14 protein-coding genes are annotated in these 19,231 nt (G+C 51.6%); 9 read left to right on the forward strand and 5 right to left on the reverse strand.

Annotated features, from left to right (window positions below):
• Positions 1-3,879 (forward strand): DUF5801 repeats-in-toxin domain-containing protein (locus ELY33_RS14235; protein ID WP_126948574.1); only part of this gene is annotated, 3,879 nt, incomplete at its 5' end.
• 101 nt (positions 3,880-3,980) lie between these two features.
• Complete coding sequence (locus ELY33_RS14240) at positions 3,981-4,301, forward strand: tryptophan synthase subunit beta like protein (RefSeq protein ID WP_126948575.1); 321 nt, start codon at positions 3,981-3,983, stop codon at positions 4,299-4,301.
• 25 nt (positions 4,302-4,326) lie between these two features.
• On the opposite strand, the gene ELY33_RS14245 is transcribed toward ELY33_RS14240, so the two are convergent.
• The 3 genes from ELY33_RS14245 to ELY33_RS14255 all read right to left on the reverse strand — a co-directional run bounded on the left by ELY33_RS14245 (position 4,327) and on the right by ELY33_RS14255 (position 7,751).
• Positions 4,327-6,231 carry an EAL domain-containing protein gene (locus ELY33_RS14245; protein ID WP_126948576.1) on the reverse strand — a complete coding sequence of 635 codons (1,905 nt, stop codon included), beginning with the start codon at positions 6,229-6,231 and terminating at the stop codon, positions 4,327-4,329.
• 14 nt (positions 6,232-6,245) lie between these two features.
• Positions 6,246-6,959, reverse strand: a complete 714-nt coding sequence (locus ELY33_RS14250) for a transglutaminase-like cysteine peptidase (RefSeq protein ID WP_126948577.1) — start codon at positions 6,957-6,959, stop codon at positions 6,246-6,248.
• Positions 6,960-7,079: 120 nt separating this feature from the next.
• Positions 7,080-7,751: an arylesterase gene (locus ELY33_RS14255; RefSeq protein WP_126948578.1), complete on the reverse strand. Its 672-nt coding sequence runs from the start codon at positions 7,749-7,751 to the stop codon at positions 7,080-7,082.
• On the opposite strand from ELY33_RS14255, the gene ELY33_RS14260 reads away from it, so the two are divergent.
• From ELY33_RS14260 to glyA, 4 genes are all read left to right on the forward strand, one after another.
• A complete protein-coding gene (locus ELY33_RS14260; RefSeq protein ID WP_126948579.1) occupies positions 7,750-8,583 on the forward strand; it encodes an ABC transporter ATP-binding protein in 834 nt (277 codons plus the stop codon). The two genes, ELY33_RS14255 and ELY33_RS14260, sit on opposite strands and share 2 nt — an antisense overlap.
• On the forward strand, positions 8,576-11,140 hold the full coding sequence (locus ELY33_RS14265; RefSeq protein ID WP_126948580.1) for an ABC transporter permease: 2,565 nt from the start codon (positions 8,576-8,578) through the stop codon (positions 11,138-11,140). Before ELY33_RS14260 ends, ELY33_RS14265 begins: the two co-directional genes overlap by 8 nt.
• 51 nt (positions 11,141-11,191) lie before the next feature.
• Positions 11,192-12,583, forward strand: coding sequence for a hypothetical protein (locus ELY33_RS14270; protein ID WP_126948581.1), 1,392 nt, complete (start codon positions 11,192-11,194; stop codon positions 12,581-12,583).
• 156 nt (positions 12,584-12,739) lie between these two features.
• Positions 12,740-14,005 (forward strand): serine hydroxymethyltransferase, encoded by a 1,266-nt coding sequence (glyA, locus tag ELY33_RS14275; RefSeq protein ID WP_126948582.1) that lies wholly within the window; start codon positions 12,740-12,742, stop codon positions 14,003-14,005.
• Positions 14,006-14,167: 162 nt separating this feature from the next.
• Here glyA and ELY33_RS14280 read toward each other — a convergent pair whose 3' ends face one another.
• Positions 14,168-14,761 carry a FlgO family outer membrane protein gene (locus ELY33_RS14280; RefSeq protein WP_126948583.1) on the reverse strand — a complete coding sequence of 198 codons (594 nt, stop codon included), beginning with the start codon at positions 14,759-14,761 and terminating at the stop codon, positions 14,168-14,170.
• 4 nt (positions 14,762-14,765) lie between these two features.
• On the reverse strand, positions 14,766-15,476 hold the full coding sequence (locus ELY33_RS14285) for a hypothetical protein (protein ID WP_126948688.1): 711 nt from the start codon (positions 15,474-15,476) through the stop codon (positions 14,766-14,768).
• Positions 15,477-15,651: 175 nt separating this feature from the next.
• On the opposite strand from ELY33_RS14285, the gene ELY33_RS14290 reads away from it, so the two are divergent.
• The 3 genes from ELY33_RS14290 (at position 15,652) to ELY33_RS14300 (ending at position 19,196) form a co-directional block, all read left to right on the forward strand.
• A complete protein-coding gene (locus ELY33_RS14290) occupies positions 15,652-16,671 on the forward strand; it encodes an OmpA family protein (protein ID WP_126948584.1) in 1,020 nt (339 codons plus the stop codon).
• 348 nt (positions 16,672-17,019) lie between these two features.
• Positions 17,020-17,979 (forward strand): HAD-IIB family hydrolase, encoded by a 960-nt coding sequence (locus ELY33_RS14295; protein ID WP_126948585.1) that lies wholly within the window; start codon positions 17,020-17,022, stop codon positions 17,977-17,979.
• Positions 17,976-19,196 carry a glycosyltransferase family protein gene (locus tag ELY33_RS14300; protein ID WP_126948586.1) on the forward strand — a complete coding sequence of 407 codons (1,221 nt, stop codon included), beginning with the start codon at positions 17,976-17,978 and terminating at the stop codon, positions 19,194-19,196. Before ELY33_RS14295 ends, ELY33_RS14300 begins: the two co-directional genes overlap by 4 nt.
• Positions 19,197-19,231 lie beyond the last annotated feature (35 nt).

Genomic DNA, 19,231 nt, shown 5'->3' on the forward strand with positions numbered 1-19,231 from the left:
GTCAACACCATGCGCATCATCAGTGATGACGACACGGTGGATGGTCTGAATGGTAATCCTGGCGGTGTGGGTGACAGTCAAGAATACAACCAGAGTGGCACCTTGCAGTTCTCAGCGGGTGCGGACGGTGGCACGGTTGCCTGGGATCTGGTCAACACCTCGGTTGACGATGACACCGCCGGAATCAGCTTCAGCGTTAATGACGATGGCACGCTGATTCTGACCCAACAGCAAGGTGATCAAGCTGTTGATATTGCTAAAGTCACGCTGAATGAGACCACGGGCGACTATGTATATACGCAGACAGCGAACCTGCTGCATGTCGATGATGGCAAAAACGACGAGAATAACGCCGACTTTAAGCTTGGCTTTACCGTGACCGATGGTGATGGTGATACAGCCGATGGCAAACTGACGTTGCGGATTGATGACGACACACCGGTAATTACCAGCCAGCAACTCAACCTGCTGAGCGAGTCGTTTGAAAACTTTGCCCCTAACCTGTCAGGTAATAACTGGACGGTTGTCGGTGAAGGCGGCGGCACCATCATTGGTAACAACGGTACCGAATGGTCTGTCAACGGCGCAGGTATCGAAATTCAGTCCGGTAGCGTTGGTGGTGCCAGAGCCTCAGATGGCAATGTGCATGCTGAACTGGATGCCCATGACAGTAATCGTGACGGTGGTTTAACACTGACCGTTTTGTCGACAGACGTTGATTTACCGACTTCAGAAGCGACCTTGACCTTTGATTTCCAACCTCGCCCGAGTGATGTGGATGGTAGTGATATGGCGGTTTCGCTGGGTGGACAGACTGTTAACGTCAATGTTGATGGGGATGGTAATATCGATTTTGGCACTCTGCCAGACGGTGTTTCCGCGACGCAGTCTAGCGGCTCTGATGGTTGGACATCCATCACCCTGACTTTCACTGGTCTGGATACTAGCAGTGCGCAAACACTGAGTTTTGAAGGAATTGGCTCTGCAAACACGCTGGGTGCTTACATCGATAATATCAATCTGAACGCTGTTTCCAGCCTGACGGTTGATGAATCTGCTCTGGCGGATGGCAACGGTGAAACCGGAGCTTCTACTGCAGCAAGCTTTGACTTCAGTGGCTTCTTCACTGGTGAGTTCGGTGCTGATGGTCCTGCTGGTGAAGCCAGTGAAAGCTACAGTCTGAGCCTCAGTGGTGAAGATGTCGCTTCTGGTCTCTTTACAGTAGACAATACTGATACTGATTCAGGCGATGGTGATGGCTACGGTCAGGGCACAGAAATTGTACTTAACGAAGTCAATGGTGAAATTGTCGGCTCAGCCGGTGGTGACAATTACTTTACTATTAGCGTTAATGACGACGGTGAAGTGACGCTGACGCAGTTGGATAACGTCTGGCATGCCGATAACACAAACCCTGACGATAGCCAGGGTATGGTGTTGGATGCTGAGCTTTTGAGCCTGGTTAAAACTATCACAGATGCTGACGGCGACAGCACCAGCGCCACCATCGACCTGGGGGCGGGTGTGTTCAGCTTCCGTGATGACGCGCCAACCGCCCAAGACGACACCATCACCGTCAACATGAAAGGCAATGTCTTTAAGGATGGAGAGGTTAAAGATGTCACCGCTAACGATGACTTTGGTGCTGATGGCAAAGGCGGTGTCGTCGGGGTAGATGCTTCTGGAAATGTTACAGGTCAGTCGGCTGCAATAAACTCGGGTGTGGGTGACACGATTACAGGTGAGCATGGCTCGCTTGTTCTGAGATCTGATGGCACCTATACCTATACGCCGAATAATGATATCGCACCAACTACCGAAGGCTTGGTTGATACCTTCTTCTATACCATTGTTGATGGTGATGGTGATTTCAGTACCGCCAAGCTGGCGATCAATATTGATACCGCCCCTATCGCTGATCCTGTCAAGTCTTCAGCAAGTGTAGGTGAAGTGTCGTTTGAGTATTTTGATGGCAACGACACGACAATAATCAACCCGCTGCTTTCTCGTACGTTGAAGGTTGAAGGTCGCGTAGACCGTCTGGGTAACGGTGATTTTGAGACCACTCCAGAAGTTGCCGAACCCAATGGAGACCAGTCAACCCCGTCTCTAGGTGGTGAAGACAATAATACGTCTGAAGAAAACCTGACCTTTACCCTCACGTCTTTGCCAAGCTACGGCACCTTGTATATTGATGTAGATGGTAATGGAACGTTTGAAGTTGCTGAGGAGGACAATACATTCAGCACACAGTCGGATTTCTTCTGGGCATTCGATAGCAACGGTGTTGATGCGCTGGATTCGAAAACTATTACTTTCACATCTGAATCATACGACACCACTGGTTCCGTCAAACTTCATGCCTATGATTACGGTTTTGTCGCTGGAGATTTGACCTTCCAGACTAGTGGGGTTGGGGTTGAAGCAGATTCTGGTTTTCAAAAAGAGGTACCAGATCAACTCGGCTATCGTGAGGGGCAAACTCAAACCATCATCATGGACTTTGAGAACACGTCAACGGCTGCCAAGATTTTTGTTAACAACCTTGTTGCTGGAAAAGAAAGAGAAATCGGCAAGGTTGAAGCCTATCTTGATGGTAAATCGGTTGATAGCTGGACGTTCAGCGGCTTCGGCAAGGACGCAGCAGACTTACCAGTGAGCAACGGAAGCTTCTCGCTGCCGGAAGGCATTGTCTTCGATCAGCTACGCTTTACGGGAACAGGGCTTGCAGAGGGAGGCAAGGGAGCCTCTGATTCAGATGCAAGTGACTACTTCATTAAATCGATTGAGTTCAAGGAATTGCCAGCCTCTGAGTTCACTTACTCTGTTACCGATCAAGCAGGTAATGAAAGTGATAAGGTTATTGTCGAAGTAAGTCTAGAATCACAAACAAATGTGCCAAGTGATCTAATAACTTCACCAACAATCGACACTATTATCGCCGGTGTTGCAGCTCATACTAGCGGTAATGGAAATACCGGAAACTATGCCAATAATGGCAATGGTGGCCGACTTAAAGATGGTGCCATGGAAGGTAGCAGTTCGACTAAAGGCGTGAATATTGATTCAGAGGGTTATTATGGTGTCGAGCATAATGGCAATGGCAACGACAATATCTATAAAATTGATGGTAAAGAGGCTTTGTTGATTCAGACGGCAAAACCTCTGACAAGCATTACCTTTGCGATCAAGGGGGAGCTGAACGGTGCAACCTACTCACTCTTTGATAGCGACGATAAACGCATTGGCGACCCGGCGGAGGTCGACAGCGTAAATGGCCGCGTAAAGATCAGCAGTCAGGACTCTCCCTTTACTTACATCGCTTTCGATGGCAGTTCGAGTGACAAATCAGAATTTTCAGTTAAACCTATCGGTTACGAAACAGCGTTAGGTGATCAGTGGATAGAGGGAACGGATAATGATGATGAACTGCCTGGCGGACTTGAAGATGACATTCTGATCGAAGGCAACGACACTCTCATCGGTGGTGAAGGCAACGATCTGCTCTTCGGTGGCCTCGGCGCTGACACCTTTAAGTGGGAGTTTGGTGACCAAGATACAGCTAACAATGAGGTGGCAGTCGATAAAGTGATGGACTTCAACCTTGGTGTGTTTGGTACTGATTCTGACGCAGATAGATTGGATATTGCTGACCTCCTTCAAGGTGAAGAGAATGCGGATTTAGATCAGTACATTTTTGCTGAGCAAGATGGAGATAATACTGTGCTGCATATCAAGTCAGATGGTGGAATATCTGAAAATGGTGGTAACGCAGATCAGCAGATTGTCCTGCAAAATGTGCAAATGCCAGAAGGCGTGAATTCATCGGAGTTTATCCAGTCGCTGCTGGAAAATGATCAACTGAAAATCGACCAATAACCTCTACCCACTCAAATAGGCCGCCTACGGGCGGCCTTGTTGTATCCAAGGTCGAGTTACGTTCAGCGACACGTAAGTTTTTATTTACAGAGGAAGCCGCGATGCTTTACATCAAACGCAATACCCAAGGTGAGATCGTGATGCTCAGCAAGGAACCAACGTCTGAGTGCAGCGAAACGATCGCCCCTGATGCTCCTGAGGTGTTAGCGTTTCTTGCTGACCAACCCGGGTCTTCATCGCACTTTATTGCGTCTGACTTAGCGTTTGTCAGGGTCGTCGAGGATATTTTGGAGGTGTTGCTGGACAAAGGAATCATCACGTTTACTGACCTGCCGGAAGCTGCGCAGGCCAAAGTAATGGAGCGTAAGTCGTTGCGTTCAAAAAATGATGTGGGTTTACTAGGGGACGACGACACAATTTAAGTTCGCCGTCATTGGCGCCTATACGTTAGAGATGCACGCCTGGGCCGGTGGCTCCGTCAACGCCTACGTTGAAAAGGCTTTCCAATTCGGCCTGCTCAGTAACGCCTTCCGCAATCACTTGAATGCCTAAGGAGTGGCATAAGGTGGCCATTCCTCGCACGATGGTTTGCTGTTCATGAGAGGTATGAATCCCACCAATCAAGCTGCCGTCTATTTTTAGGTAGGCAAGCCCAATGTCGTGTAAATCGGCAAGCTTGGTAAATTCTGCCCCTACATGTTCAATCCCAAACTGACAACCTAACGGCCTTAGCGCACTACATAACCCGCGAAGGCTGCCGATAGCGTGCGTGTTCAACAGGGCGGGCACTTCAAAGCATAGCTGTTTGGCAAGTTGGGGTTGTTTTTCGAGCAGCATTCTTAACTCAATCACAAATTGGGCGTTGGTAATTGATGCAATCGAAAGGTTGATGCCAATGATGTGTGCTGGGTTGCCAGCGAGTTGTTCAAGCGCTTTCTTAACCACGGCAATATCTAATGCTGGTTCTAAGTGGAAACGCGAGATCCAGGGAATAAACATGCCCGCGGTTTGCCAGTGATTGGCAAGTTCCAAGCGCGCTGGGCATTCGTAGTGGAGTACGTTGTTATGGGCATCGACAACCGGAAAATAAGCGAGCTGAGGCCCTAGCGTAATGGCGCTATTCAGCGCTGAACGCCAGTCGGCATGGTTGCCAAACAGAGAGTTATGTCGGTGCTCGCGAGCAACGATCGTGGTGTGGGCGCTCGCGCTTTCGGCTTCCGCCAGAGCGTCATCTAGGGTAGCCATTAATTCGCCACGATTATCTTGAGGCGTGTAGGCAACCACGGCGGCTGGTAAGCGAATGCCTGTACCCGGCGCTTTCAGCACGATTGTTTCCAGTGCTTGGCGAAGGCGAGGTATCAGTGCTTGAGTATCCTCTTCTAACGGCAACATGAGTATAAAATCGCTGCCGTTCAAGCGCCCAACCAATGCTTCTTGTTGCGTGGGGGCTAGCTGAGAGAGTTGTGCGACTAACTCACTTAGTAGCTGATCGGTAGCTTGATGGCCTAGCTGTTCATTAAGTGTTTCAAGTGACTCGACTCGGGTCATTATCATCAGCCCTGTGGCGCGGGCGTCTTCACTACCCAGTAATGATGACAAGCGGCCCATAAACACGTCGCGATTGAGTGCCCCAGTGACGCGATCATGCTGCAGATGGCGACGTAACTCATCCAGCTTTTGGCTTTCCTGGCTGAGCATTTGGCGCACATTCGCCGACAAAACGTTCATTGCCTGGGCTACTTCACGTAGCTCTAATGTGCGGGGTTCTTTAATGGTGGTAAACCGCCGGGCACTGATGTCTTTTGCTTGGGCGACAACCCGCACCAGCGGATGCTTGATACCGCGCACAACCACCGTCGCGATGGCAAGGCTGATAGCGCCGGCTAGCAAGAACCAGCCGGCAAGCTCAAGCATAATGCGCCACAACGAGGCATAGGCGAAGCTGTGCTGGCTTTCGAGTTCAAGCGTGCCGAATTGACGCCAGCCGTCTTGAATAGTGGCCATGCCGACCGGAACATCGAAGTGAATAATATTGCGGAACCACGCGGGCACGTCGCCACGGTATTCGCTGGCTGAACGCTCAAGGAGTACTTGGCCTTCGGTGTCTCGTAGGGTAATGCGGCGATAATAGCCGGTATCAAACTGCGCTGAAATTAACAGCTCCAGCGTTACCACATCTTTTTCGAGCTGGCTCATGGAAAGTGCCAGTGCGGTGGCATTGTCTTCATTTTTAATGCGCACTTCCTGCTCGATATAGTCGCGGCCCGAGGTGATGCTGATCGCAAGGCTGCCGATAAACGAAAGCAATAACAGCGCAATAATGACCAGCCAGAGCTGTTTAATCAGCGACATAGTGCCTAATCCTCTTAAATAAAACCTTGTGATTGCATACGTTCAACGACATTGCGCCAGCGTGATAGCCGCGCTAGCGGGTCGGCGCGTGATTGCGTTGTGCCACCAGCCCAAAGGCCTTCGCTATTAAAACTGAAAACCGGGTCTAGGTCGGTGCGTTGAGAAGCCGGGGAAATAGAAGGGGCAATGTTATCAAGTACCAACGGCTCGGCGCTGGGCGTTGAATAGTAGCCAAGCACCATGTGTGCCTGGGTAATTTGGCTGCGGCCAATGCGCGCGCGAACATAGATCATTCGCAGACGTTCACCAGGAACATCGAGCTGCTTCAACGTGATGTACTTAGCGATAGAGTAATCTTCACAATCGCCTTGTGCTTTACCCATGGCTTCAAGAGGTGTCGCCCAGAAGTCCTCTTGTCCCCAGACACGAATATCGTCAACCCAGCGTATTCGACGGTTAAAGAAGTCGTTTACCTCGCGCAGTTGCGTTTGCACCTCTTGCCCACGCAAGCGTTCCAACATGGCAAACCACTCGTCTAAAACAGCAAGCCCACGTTGGCCATACTGTTGTTGCATGCTTTGCCGTAAACGTTGGGGGTTAAAGGCGGTTGCGGGTAAGGCGTGAAAGCCTAGTCCTGCGCCCAGCACAGTCGCGCCGACAGCCGTTAAAAACTGTCGACGCGAAAGGTGTTTATGTGGGGAGCGGGAAGAGGCAGGCATAAGCGCCATGAGCAATAGTTAATAAGCGTTAAGCCTACAAGCTACTACACAGAAGTGCTATCTCTGCTTAGTAATATCTCATCATTAAAACGTACCAGCAGTAAGCGACAAAGTAGGGTTGTCGTCGTCTTATTTAAGGGATGCTTGAAATACGTTGTCGAGCAGTGGCTCTAGAGCTGGCCAGACGTTGTCTAAAATGATCGGCTGTGCCTCGGCGGTAGGGTGAATGCCGTCGTTTTGCATCAGCTGCTCATTCAGCGCTATGTCTTCCAACAAGAAAGGGACGAGAGGAACGTCATACTCATCCGCCAGCGAATGGAACACGCCTGTGAAGGCGTCACGGTAGGCTTGGCCGTAGTTGGGTGGAATATCAATGCCGAGAAGCAGTACATCTGCGCCTGCCTGTTGGCTTTGCTCAATCATGTTGGCTAGATTGGAGCGCATTTGCGTAGGCGGGAGACCGCGTAATCCATCGTTGCCGCCGAGTTCTAACAGAACGATATCAGGCTGTCGCTGTCCGATAATGTTAGCTAATCGTTGTGCGCCGCCGGACGTCGTTTCACCGCTGATACTGGCATTGATAACCTGGGCTTCATTTTCTAACCGCTCAGCCAATAGCGTGACCCAGCCCAATTCCTGCTCTATGCCATAAGCGGCACTGAGACTATCGCCCATGACTAAAAGAGTGGGCCGTTGGTCTGCGTTGAGTGAAGACGCGCTAAAGATGACTACCAGTGCCAGCAACCCTCCGGTTACCATGCGGTTCAGTCTTTGCCACGTTACAGGGATGCCTTGCTTCATGTCTTACTCCTCTGATCCAAAAGCCAATTTGGACCCAACAGCTAATTTGCCTACCGATGATGCTTCTTTGCATCAGCCCACCACCGACACCATTACTGCCAGTAAGGTTCCTCACAAGCAAGCTCACCAGCCAGTACTACATGCTGAAAAGCTATCAAAGCAGGTGAGAAGCGGAGAGCGTTCGCTGACTATCTTACACGACCTTTCGCTCAGCGTGGCAGCGGGAGAAAGTGTTGCCATTCTTGGTAAAAGTGGGGCTGGTAAATCGACCCTGTTGGGGCTGCTGGCCGGATTGGATACGCCCAGTGATGGTGAACTCATGCTGTTTGGCCAGTCGTTAAGTCAAATGGATGAAGATGGGCGTGCCGCTTTACGTGCTGGCAGAGTCGGTTTTGTATTTCAAAACTTTCAGCTGCTACCGACCTTGAGCGCACTTGAAAATGTGCTGTTGCCGCTTGAGCTTTCACCCAGGGCAGGAGAGACACAAACGGCAGCGAAATGGCTGGAGCGAGTAGGGCTTGGTGAGCGTACAGAGCATCTGCCTAAGCAGCTTTCGGGAGGCGAGCAGCAGCGTGTTGCCATTGCACGGGCGTTTGTTACCGACCCTGAATTGGTTTTTGCTGACGAACCAACGGGGAATCTTGACCCTGATACAGGTGCACAGATTATCGACCTGCTTTTCACATTGAATCGTGAAGCGGGCACCACGCTTATCCTTGTTACTCATGATCACGCACTGGCGCGCCGCTGCGACCGATGCTTACGCCTTACTAATGGGCAGTTGGTGCCCTTTGAACCATCAGCTGCGGTCAGCGGGGGTGGCGATGAGTGATATAAACTGGCGGCTTGCTGCACGCAGTCTTAAACGCGATTTGCGTGCTGCTGATGTTCGCGCACTGTTTATTGCATTGGTACTCGCTGTTGCCGCTTCTACCATGATCGCTTTTTTTCTAGACCGCCTGGAACGTGGTTTAGAGCGCCAGGCTGGCCAAATGCTTGGCGGAGATTTAGTCCTTGAACAGCGTGAGCCGTTCTCTGAGGAGCTTCGCACGACCTTAGAGCAGGCAGGCTTTACGCTGAGTGATCAGGTTGATCTTGTATCAATGATTAGTCGTGGTGAGCGCTTTCAACCGGCTAGTCTGAAAGCGGTTGATGATGTGTATCCTCACTATGGCGTTTCCCATGTGGATCGCGGAAATGGGGTGGAGCAGGTTGCATCCGGGCCGCCGCCAGGAGAAGCCTGGGCAGATCCGCGCTTGGCGCAACTGATTGAGATTGCGATAGGCGATCGTGTTCAGGTCGGCCAAACTGAACTTCTGATTAGTGGAATTATTGAGCGAGAGGCGGACCAGTCTGCCGGTTTCGGTAATTTCAACCCACGTTTGATGCTAAACACTGCGGACCTGGAGGCAACGGGACTTGTGCAACTGGGGTCGCGACTCGAGTTCGAACTGCTTGCTGCAGGGCCTCCTGCGGCACTGGAGCAGGTGCAGAGCTTGCTGGCCGAACTACGCCGCGATGGGGTGGACGTACGTGATGTGCGTGTTGACCGTCCTCAGTTAGGCAATGCGCTTCAACGTGCTGAGAGTTACCTGGGGCTTGCCGGTTTGGCCGCCGTATTACTGGCGGGCGTGGCGGTGGCTATGTCGACTCGCCGCTACGTTGAACGCCACCTGGATACCGCTGCGTTGTTGCGCTGCTTCGGTGCTAGCCAATATCAACTGGTGACTATTTTTACCCTGCAGCTCCTGGGCTTGGCGTTGATGGCCGCGGTTATTGGTGCGCTGTTGGGGTTAATTGGTCAGGCCGTGTTGCTATGGTTGTTAACCAGTTTCCTGCCCATGACATTACCGCCCCCTGGCATCATGCCGCTCTGGCTGGGTATTTTTACTGCCCTTGCGGTGCTAGTCGGTTTTGCAGGGCCCACGCTTTTGCGTATTAAACGTGTTAGTGCGTTGAAAGTACTCCGCCGTGAACTTGATCCGTTGCCGCCTTCTGCTTTGTTAGTGATGGGGGTTGCGAGTTTAGTGTTTGGTGGCCTTTTATGGCTGTACTCAGGCAGCTTTTCGCTTGCTTTGGCGCTCCTCATTGGTGGCGCGGCCCTGTTAGGGCTTTTATGGATGGCTAGCACGCTGTTGCTAAATGGCCTGTTGAAAGCCGTTCAGCGGCTTTCCGGTGGAAGTGAATGGGGCCAGGCTTTTCGCTTGGGCGGAAGGCAGCTGGCCCGCCGGAAGCAGGCAGGGCTTGGCCAGCTACTGGCGTTTTCGGTCACGTTTTTTGCGATGGCAATGATTGTACTGGTGCGGGGTGATTTACTGACCACCTGGCAAGATCAGCTGCCGGAAAATACCCCCAATTACTTTGCTATCAACATTCAGCCCAGTGAACGGGATGCCTTTGAAGATGCCGTTGCCCCACGGGTGGAGACCCAAAGCACGCTGTACCCGATGGTGCGTGGAAGGATCAGCGCTATTAATGGTCAGCCGCCGATGGACGCCGTTCCGCCCGACGCCAGGGGCGATAACTCGCTACGTCGTGAACTGAACCTTACCTGGCAATCAGCGTTGCCTGAAGGTAACCAGGTTGTCGCAGGGCAGTGGTTTTCTCAATCGAGTGAGCCAAAGGGGTGGTTGAGCGAGGTGGAAGCCACGCCTCAGGCGGCGTCTAACGTTGTGCCGATCTCAGTGGAAGATGGCTTAGCGGGGCGCCTTGGCCTTGGGTTAGGCGACGAGCTAACGTTCTCAGTAGGGGGAGACACAATTACCACCCGCATTGAGAGCCTGCGCAGCCTTAATTGGGATAGCTTTAACCCAAACTTTTTCGTCATTTTCCCGCCGGGAGTGCTTGAAGCGTTTGGGCATAGCTTCATCACCGCATTTCATCTTCCAGAAGAAGAGCAGGGCTTAATCCGACAATTAGTCGATGATTTTCCGGGGGTTTCCCTACTCAATGTGGACGCTATTTTAGGCCAGGTGCGTGAGGTGCTTACCCAGGTTACCCGAGCAGTAGAGTTGGTGCTTATTCTGGTGCTAATGGCGGGTGTCAGCGTGTTATACGCAGCACTAACGGCCAGTCGGCCGGTACGCGCCCATGAAAGCGGCTTGTTGCGGGTGTTTGGTGCAGGTAGCCGAATGATTTCACGGGTACAAGGAGCGGAATATGCATTGCTTGGTTTTGCCAGTGGTTTAATGGGGGCTTTCCTTGCGGAGTTTGCCACCGCAGCGCTGTATCTCTACTGGCTTGATTTAACACCGCGCCTGCATGTGGGGTTATGGCTTGTTCTGCCCTTTGGGGGAGCATTGCTGATCGGCATTATCGGACATGCGCTTTCCTACAGCCTGCGGCGTCAAGCGCCTGCGGCAAGCCTGGGGTTGCTTGGTGAGGCTTAACAGCACGTTGCAAAGTGCTATGCTTGGCGCTTCTTACAAGGAGGTTATGAAATGTCTGTGTCTTTAGGTCATCGCCAGCTCACTGCTGGGCTTTCGCTGCTGTTTCTTTCCGGCGCGGTAAGTGCTTCACCCCAGCAGCTTGAAGCAGATCTTCGCGAGCGGCTGAGTGATGAAGCAAGCACCTTCACGGTTGCCCAAGTGTATGAGCAGTCTGAAACGTTTATCGCTGAAGACCTTGCTATCACCTATGCCAATGGCGATGTGTTGACTATCGAGCGCTACCTTGTGGAAGGTGACTATCATCGTCCTGACAATGTGCTAATTAACGGTATGGCTGTTAGCGAGACCGGTAGCTCGTTGCCTTTTTTCAGTATTAGCGCCATTGAATTGCCTAGTGCTGCACAAGCAGTGCCGTCTATTGATGAAATGAGCGCTGCTTTTGTCGTGTTGAATGCAATGAAGCCTCGTGATGTTGCGCTCAGCCGACAAGGAGAGGTGGCGGATGAGTTTTTTAGTGAGCTAGATTCCCCACCGTTTGAAGGGCAGCTGCATATTGAGGCGCTCACGCTCGAGGATGTCAGTAGTAACGCCATTGGTTTGTTCGATATGCAGGGTGTCAGCGCCGAGCTTAACGATGTAGAACGTGGTATTAGCTCGGTGTTTTCGCTTGCTAACCTGCGTATTGAGCAGTTAACCGGGATCGACACGCCTGGGGAGGAGCGTGTTGAACACGCCGCATTGAGTGGCCTCAACCTATCCGGCGATGGCTGGAGCATAGCGTTGGATAATGCCTGGGTAGAAGGCAATTCCTATGTGGGTAATGCAGGCTTCGAAGGGGCACTTTTTGATATTGGTGGGTTGCTGCCTTTGCTACCACTCGAGGAGCGACAAGAGTTCGAAACCTTTAATCAGATACTCACAGGGGGAAGTGGTCAGTTCCAAGCTGAAGGGCGCAGCCACTCCCGCTGGGAAGAAGAGAAAGAAACCGACCGTTTGGTCTCTGATGGTTACTTGCGCTTAAGTGGTGCCGCGGGAATTGAATACACGCTTGATATACCAATTACGTTGCCAAAAAATGTGTCTATCGAACAGGCAATGCAACAACCTGCGCTGTTTGAATCAGCAACATTGCATGGTGGTGACGTGGTAGTGGCCTATTCCGATGAGGGGTTGCTACCACGATTAGCCACCGAGATGGCGGCCAAAGAGAACATTACCGAAGCGCAGGCAATTTCCAGAGCCCTGGGGCAGGCCCGCGAACTTGAGCCGCTGCTAGGCGCACAAATCACCAAATTAATGACAGGATTGGTCGATATCATGGCTGGCCATTCCCATGCCTTAACGGTCAATGTGGCATTGCCTAATCCGTTTACTTTTAACCAATTCATGATCAATCCCATGGGGCATACCGAACGGTTTACGTTCACCTTTGAGCTAAAGTAGCGTGGTTGACTAGTTAGTCAGCTTTTTACTCGCCGCTACAACATGAAATACGCTCATGCAAGACCTGACGCGGATGCGATGAAAGTCGCGTCAGGCTGCGTTATGATAGTGGCCTAATTTCTCCATGATGATCCTTTTGTAACGAGGTTCCTGCCGATGTTCAGCCGCGATATGACAATTGCCGGATTCGATGATGTGCTTTTTGACGCGATGCAGAAAGAAGTTGCTCGCCAAGAAGCCCACATTGAATTGATTGCTTCTGAAAACTACGCTAGCCCCCGCGTACTGGAAGCGCAAGGCAGCCAGCTGACCAATAAATACGCCGAAGGCTATCCAGGCAAGCGCTACTATGGCGGCTGTGAGTTTGTTGATATCGCTGAAAATCTTGCGATCGACTATGCCAAGCAGCTATTCGGCGCCACCTACGTGAATGTTCAGCCTCACTCGGGTTCCCAGGCCAACAGCGCGGTTTTCCAGGCGCTAGTAAAACCGGGCGACACCATTTTGGGGATGAGCCTGGATGCAGGCGGCCACCTAACTCATGGTGCTAAGCCTAACTTCTCTGGTAAGCATTACAATGCTATTCAGTACGGTCTGAACGAGCAGGGCTTTATTGATTATGATCAAGTGGCTGAGCTTGCTCGCGAGCATAAGCCCAAAATGATCATTGCTGGCTTCTCGGCCTATTCGCAAATTGTTGATTGGGCGAAGTTTCGGGAAATCGCTGACGAAGTCGGTGCCTATTTGTTAGTAGATATGGCACACGTCTCTGGCTTGGTGGCAGCAGGTGTTTACCCAAGCCCGCTGCCCCATGCTCACGTGGTGACATCAACGACGCATAAAACGCTGCGCGGCCCACGCAGCGGCGTTATTCTCTCCGCTGAAAACGATGCGGATATTGAGAAAAAGCTGCAGTCGGCTGTCTTCCCGGGTGGCCAGGGCGGCCCGTTGATGCATGTAATCGCTGCCAAAGCGATCTGCTTTAAAGAAGCCATGGCACCTGAATTCAAAACGTATCAACAGCAGGTGGTCAAAAACGCCCAGGCGATGGCCAAGGTATTTATCGACCGTGGTTACGATATCGTTTCTGGGGGCACCGAAGATCACTTGTTCTTGCTCTCTTTGATCAAGCAGGGTGTGACCGGTAAAGATGCTGACGCTGCCCTGGGCCGTGCGCACATTACCGTGAATAAAAATGCGGTGCCTAACGATCCGCAAAGCCCGTTCGTGACCTCTGGTTTACGCATTGGTACGCCTGCTGTGACAACCCGTGGTTTTGGTGAAGATGAGTGCAGTCAGCTGGCCGTTTGGATTTGTGACATCTTAGACGTGCTTGCTACGGGCGATGACACCAGCTCAATCGAAGCCCAAGTGCTTGATAAAGTGGCACAGGTGTGTGGCCGTTTCCCAGTTTACAAGTAACGGTTTACAAGTAACGGTTTACAAATAACACGTGCCTGCGTTGTTGCCATGCCTAACAGCAGCGGCATGGCAACGTGAAAAGACATAACCAAACGTGCTAAAGAAAAAGCGCTAACCACCGAGAGGTTAGCGCTTTTTTATCGTGTGTCGCCGCGTTATTTTTTACCAGCCGCCTTGGCCTTCCAATAAGCTTCGAGTGTTATTGTCTAGCGGGAGTTTAAAGTCAGCGCTGCCAAGCACCATCGCGTCTCCGGTACGTACTACGCGGGCGCTAACATAGAGGTAGTCCTGGCCTTGTGCGTAGGTACCCATCAGTATAGAGCGTGCATCGTGCTGGGCACTAAGGCGTTGGACTTGGCGAGACAAAATTAATTCGCCAACCGTCTCTTCGATAAACATGCTGTCGCGCATTTTGACTTCGCGCACCTGCATGCCATGCCTTGCAAGGGCGGAAGCCATAATTTCAGAACTAATGCGACCAAACGTCGACGATTGACTTAAATTATCAATGCTCACAAAGGTAGCCGCAATCATGGGGCTACTGCGCGTAATATCTGGGTTGCTGGCAACCATTTGCGCTGCGGCTTCGTGCGCTAGTTCGGAAAGGTCTGGCTGAGGTTCGGCATTGCGCACGCTATTGTTATTGCCAAGTGCGGTGCAGCCAGCCAAAAACAGCATAAATAACGCAACGACAAATAAACGAGCACTAACGGCTAACCCGCGCAGCTGTAACAAGGGGGAAGAGTGTGAAAGCATATAATTACCAAGTATCGGTGATAGAAACAGTTGGGGTTGCAGGTGCTTGAGGGACGCGATGCGGCGCATAATGACGTCGGTCACCCGCGTTAATGTAATAAATGTTAGAAGAGGAATAGAGGATACGGTCATTATCAACGATCTGGGTGGTGATGATAACCTCTTCTTTGCCTTCATAGGTCCAACTGCCGCTGGTCGTATCCGCGACCAGCGCCGCAGGAATTAATGCCAGCGCAGGTTCGCTCCAGTTACCCAGTGCCATGCGAGCGACGGTAACTCCGCCTGCAAGGGCGGTATAAGCGCCAAACGGTGGGCGTATATAACCGCGGTCACGGTGTTCAACGACTTCCACATCGACATGAACGATGGCGCTGCCAGTGTTGGGTTGCGTTACCACGCTTCCACCACTCGACACCAGTTCGCTGGTTAATAGCGTACGAAAGCCGCGCTCAAACTCGCCGCCATGGTAGGTATTAACAGAAGCGTGCTCTTGCGCCGGGATATGTAGATCCCTAAAGCGAACTCGTTCACTGCGCAGAATTCCCGATGCTTCGTGTTGGGCTAGCACTTCCCAGTGCTGAGCCGCTTGCATACGTTGCTGCTCACTATAGGGGTAGGTAGTCGCAATGGGGGCCTGTGATGTGTTGGCATAGAAGCAGCCGCTTAGCATCAGGCTCGCCAGTCCAATACAGGCAGGGCGCAATAGTTGAACCATGGAGAATGGCATTGTCAGTGATGACTCTGTCGATAATGAAACAGTTCTTGATGACATAGGTCGGGTGCGCACCTGATAGTTCCTTCTCGCTACGAAACGGCTTTTGATAGACTAGTTTGTCACGCTTACCTTAAATCGGCCACGAGGTTAAAAACTTGAATGAGTGAGCACCCCCATGCTTGAAGACCACCGCGCTGGTCCGCGTCATGATTCATTGTTAACCGCTTATCCAGAAGACGATAGTAATAGTGGTTGGATGATTAGCTACATTGACGTCATGACGCTGCTAGTAGCGCTATTTGTCATTATTATTGCGGCGGCTAATGTGACAACCCCGTCTTTTTTCCAGCAAGAAGCGCGTGATGAGTACCGCTATGAGTTTTCGCCCGCTAGAGAAATACCACTGCCCGACGCGCTGGCTGATTTCCGCCAGCAGCGCACGGTACCTAACGTATTACCTATGCTTAGTAGTGATACGCTCAGTCCGTTCGCGATTAGCGCTGCGTTAGGCGTAGCGGGGTTACCTAAGGCTCGTTCTGTTGCTGTGGGCGTGCCGCCCTTGCTGGCGCGTATTGAAGAAGCGCCGGCGGATAACGAGCTATCGACTGTTGACATTAGGCTTCCGCAGTTGCTGTTGCCGACAAATGAGCGCCACTCTGTTTCTCCCTTGGCGAATTACATGGTTGTGCTTACCGATCGACCGCCAGTCAATGTACAAGAAGTGTCTGATGCGGCGATCAACATCGCATTAGCGCTCGATGAGAGAATGACTGAGCGGGTGGAGGCATCAACGTATTTACCTAACCTGGAAGGCGTTGAAGTTTCCCGTGTTGCAGAAGGTATCAGTCTGCGCGTACAAGATCGGTTGTTATTTCCGTCTGCCGATGCCGATTTAACCGAGGGCGGCTCATCGCTAGTGGGGTCGCTGATGGATACTATCCAACGCTTCGAAGGTGAAGTATGGGTGGAAGGACACTCCGATAGTCAATCTATCAATACCCCCGAGTTTTCGTCCAACTGGGCGCTTTCTAGTGCGCGTGCGATTGCAATTGTTGAAGCACTGGAAGCTGCCGGCGTCGCCCCCGAGCGTTTACGAGCAGTTGGTTTAGCAGCTACCCAGCCGCTAGAAGATAACGTTACGCCCGAAGGACGAGCCCGGAACCGTCGTGTCGAAGTTGTTATTCACGTGGACTAATGCACTGAACAAAAAAAACCCGCCGGGGGAGGCGGGCATGAAAGGGCTTGGCTCACTGCAGCCCACTGACATCAGGTGAGGGGTGTACAAGGTTGTCAGTGGGTACAGGGTTAGTATAGCTATTTGTGAGCTTTTGCCAAGGCCTTGTCGAATTTTTTTCAATTTGTTTGCGCGCTACTTTGGTGCGTCAAGATTGCTTTGTTTTGGTGCCTGTATGGAGGTGTTCGCTTTTTATAAGTTAAGCTGCTGATTATTAATAATAAAACTGTATTGGCATACAAACTGCTTTGTTGCTTATCTAAAAGTAGACGTGCGTGACGACTTTTAAGATTGCAAAAAGGTGGTGCTATGACCGAACACAATCGTACTGCGTTGCCCAGTGGTGCCCAGTCACCCAGTGACGTTGATCAAGCGCTTCAACCGCGTTTGGTCGTCACCGACTTAGACGGTTCATTGTTAGATCACCACAGTTACGATTTTTCACCTGCCAAGCCTTGGCTTGCCCGCCTAAAACAGCTGGGTGTTCCGGTTATTCCGGTCACCAGTAAAACCCGCGCTGAGCTAATCCCTCTGCGAGAAGCCCTTGGGTTAACAGCGACGCCCTTTATTGCCGAAAATGGTGCCGTTATCGGCTTGCCACCAGGCTGGTGTCATGCGCGCTTAGATCGTCCAGGCGATGGTCGGGATGGCGTTGTTATTAAACATACTGGTGTTGATAGTGGTTTTATCAGAGCGCGGTTAAATGTTTGGCGCAAGCGCCTGGGGGTTCGGTTTACTCGAATGGGGGACTTAAGCCTTCAACAGGTGATGGTGTTAACTGGCCTAGATGAAGCTCGCGCCAAAGCAGCGAGGCAGCGGGAGGGAAGCGAACCGCTTATCTGGGAAGACAATGCGGCCGCACTTGAAACGTTCCGTATTGCGCTTGAAGGCGATGGCCTTGAGCTCACTCAAGGGGGCCGCTTTTGGCACGTCATTGGTCGCTTATCTGATAAAGGCGGTGCCGTAGAGTGGCTAATTAAACGATTTACTGCGTTACGAGGCAGTCAGCCACTTTCATTGGGCCTGGGCGATGGCCCAAACGATATCACGATGCTGGAAACCGTTGATCAAGCTGTGGTGATTCGAGGTTGTCACGCACTCAATGTTGAGCCGCAAAACAGCGCGCTATATCGAACAAATGCCACTGGGCCAACTGGCTGGGCTGAGGGGGTGGCCCACTGGTGGGGGCGAGTTGATGGGCGTCTAAGCATGACGCCTGCAAATGAAGCCGCTGCATCGGTTAACAAGCCCCAGGAGGCAAGCGTATGAGTGATTTTCACCAAAATGGTGTGATTACTGATTTTCACAACTTAACGCGTCGGCCGGTCGAGGCTCTTGAACAAGAGCTTTGTCAGTTTGCTAAGCGTCGCCCAATGGGGCTGATTTTACCCTCGCTTTTTTCTGAACTGGAAGGGCCAGCACTGTCAGCGATTGTCGATGAGCTGGTGAAAGTGCCTTATCTCAATGAAATTGTTGTTGGTTTGGATAGGGCAGACCGTGACCAATTTTTATACGCGAGAGAGTTCTTTTCACGCTTGCCTCAGCACACCCGAATTCTATGGAACGACGGCCCGCGCTTACGCGCGATCGATAAGGAACTAGAAAGCCACGGTTTGGGGGCATTAGAGCCAGGTAAAGGAAGAAATGTATGGTACTGCGCTGGTTATGTGCTTAGTTCAGGTCGCTCCACCACTGTCGGTCTTCATGATTGCGATATTCTTACCTACGACCGAAGTCTTTTAGCACGCCTTATGTATCCCGTTGCGAATCCCCGTTTCAATTACAGTTTTTGTAAAGGATATTACCCGCGTATCGCCGAGGGAAAGCTTAACGGGCGAGTCTCTAGGCTGATGGTGACGCCGCTGCTGCGGGCTTTGAAAACCGTTTGCGGCCCGTCTCCTTATTTGGATTATTTAGACAGCTTCCGCTACCCCTTATCCGGCGAATTTGCCATGCGCAGCGATGTGCTTGAGGGCATCCGAATTCCTGCGGATTGGGGGTTAGAAATTGGCGTGCTGTCGGAGTTGCAGCGTAACTACTCCCACCGTCAGCTATGCCAGGTGGATATTGCCGATGCCTATGATCATAAGCATCAGCCTGTTAGTGAAGAGGATGCCAACAGTGGCTTGAACCGAATGAGCCTGGATATCGCTAAAGCGCTATATCGAAAGCTGGCTACCCAAGGGGTTAGTTTTAGCAGCGAGGATTTTCGGACACTCAAAGCGACCTACTACCGTTTAGCCTTAGACCTTATTGAAGCCTATGATCACGACGCGACGATGAACGGGCTAAGTTTAGATCGCCATTGTGAAGAGCAAGCAGTGGAGTTGTTTGCCAGCAATTTACTAGAAGCTGGCAATCTGTTTTTAGATAACCCTCGCGAGCGCCCCTTTATTCCCAGTTGGAACCGTGTACAAGCGGCGATGCCAGACGTGTTGGCCCGCATGCATGAAGCGGTAGCGCTTGATAACCAAGGTAAGGTTTAGCACCTCAACCCCTTGTTTTTCTGTAGAGTCTTTTG

The sequence above is a fragment of the Vreelandella andesensis genome (assembly GCF_003989795.1).
GTDB classification, from domain to species: domain Bacteria; phylum Pseudomonadota; class Gammaproteobacteria; order Pseudomonadales; family Halomonadaceae; genus Vreelandella; species Vreelandella andesensis.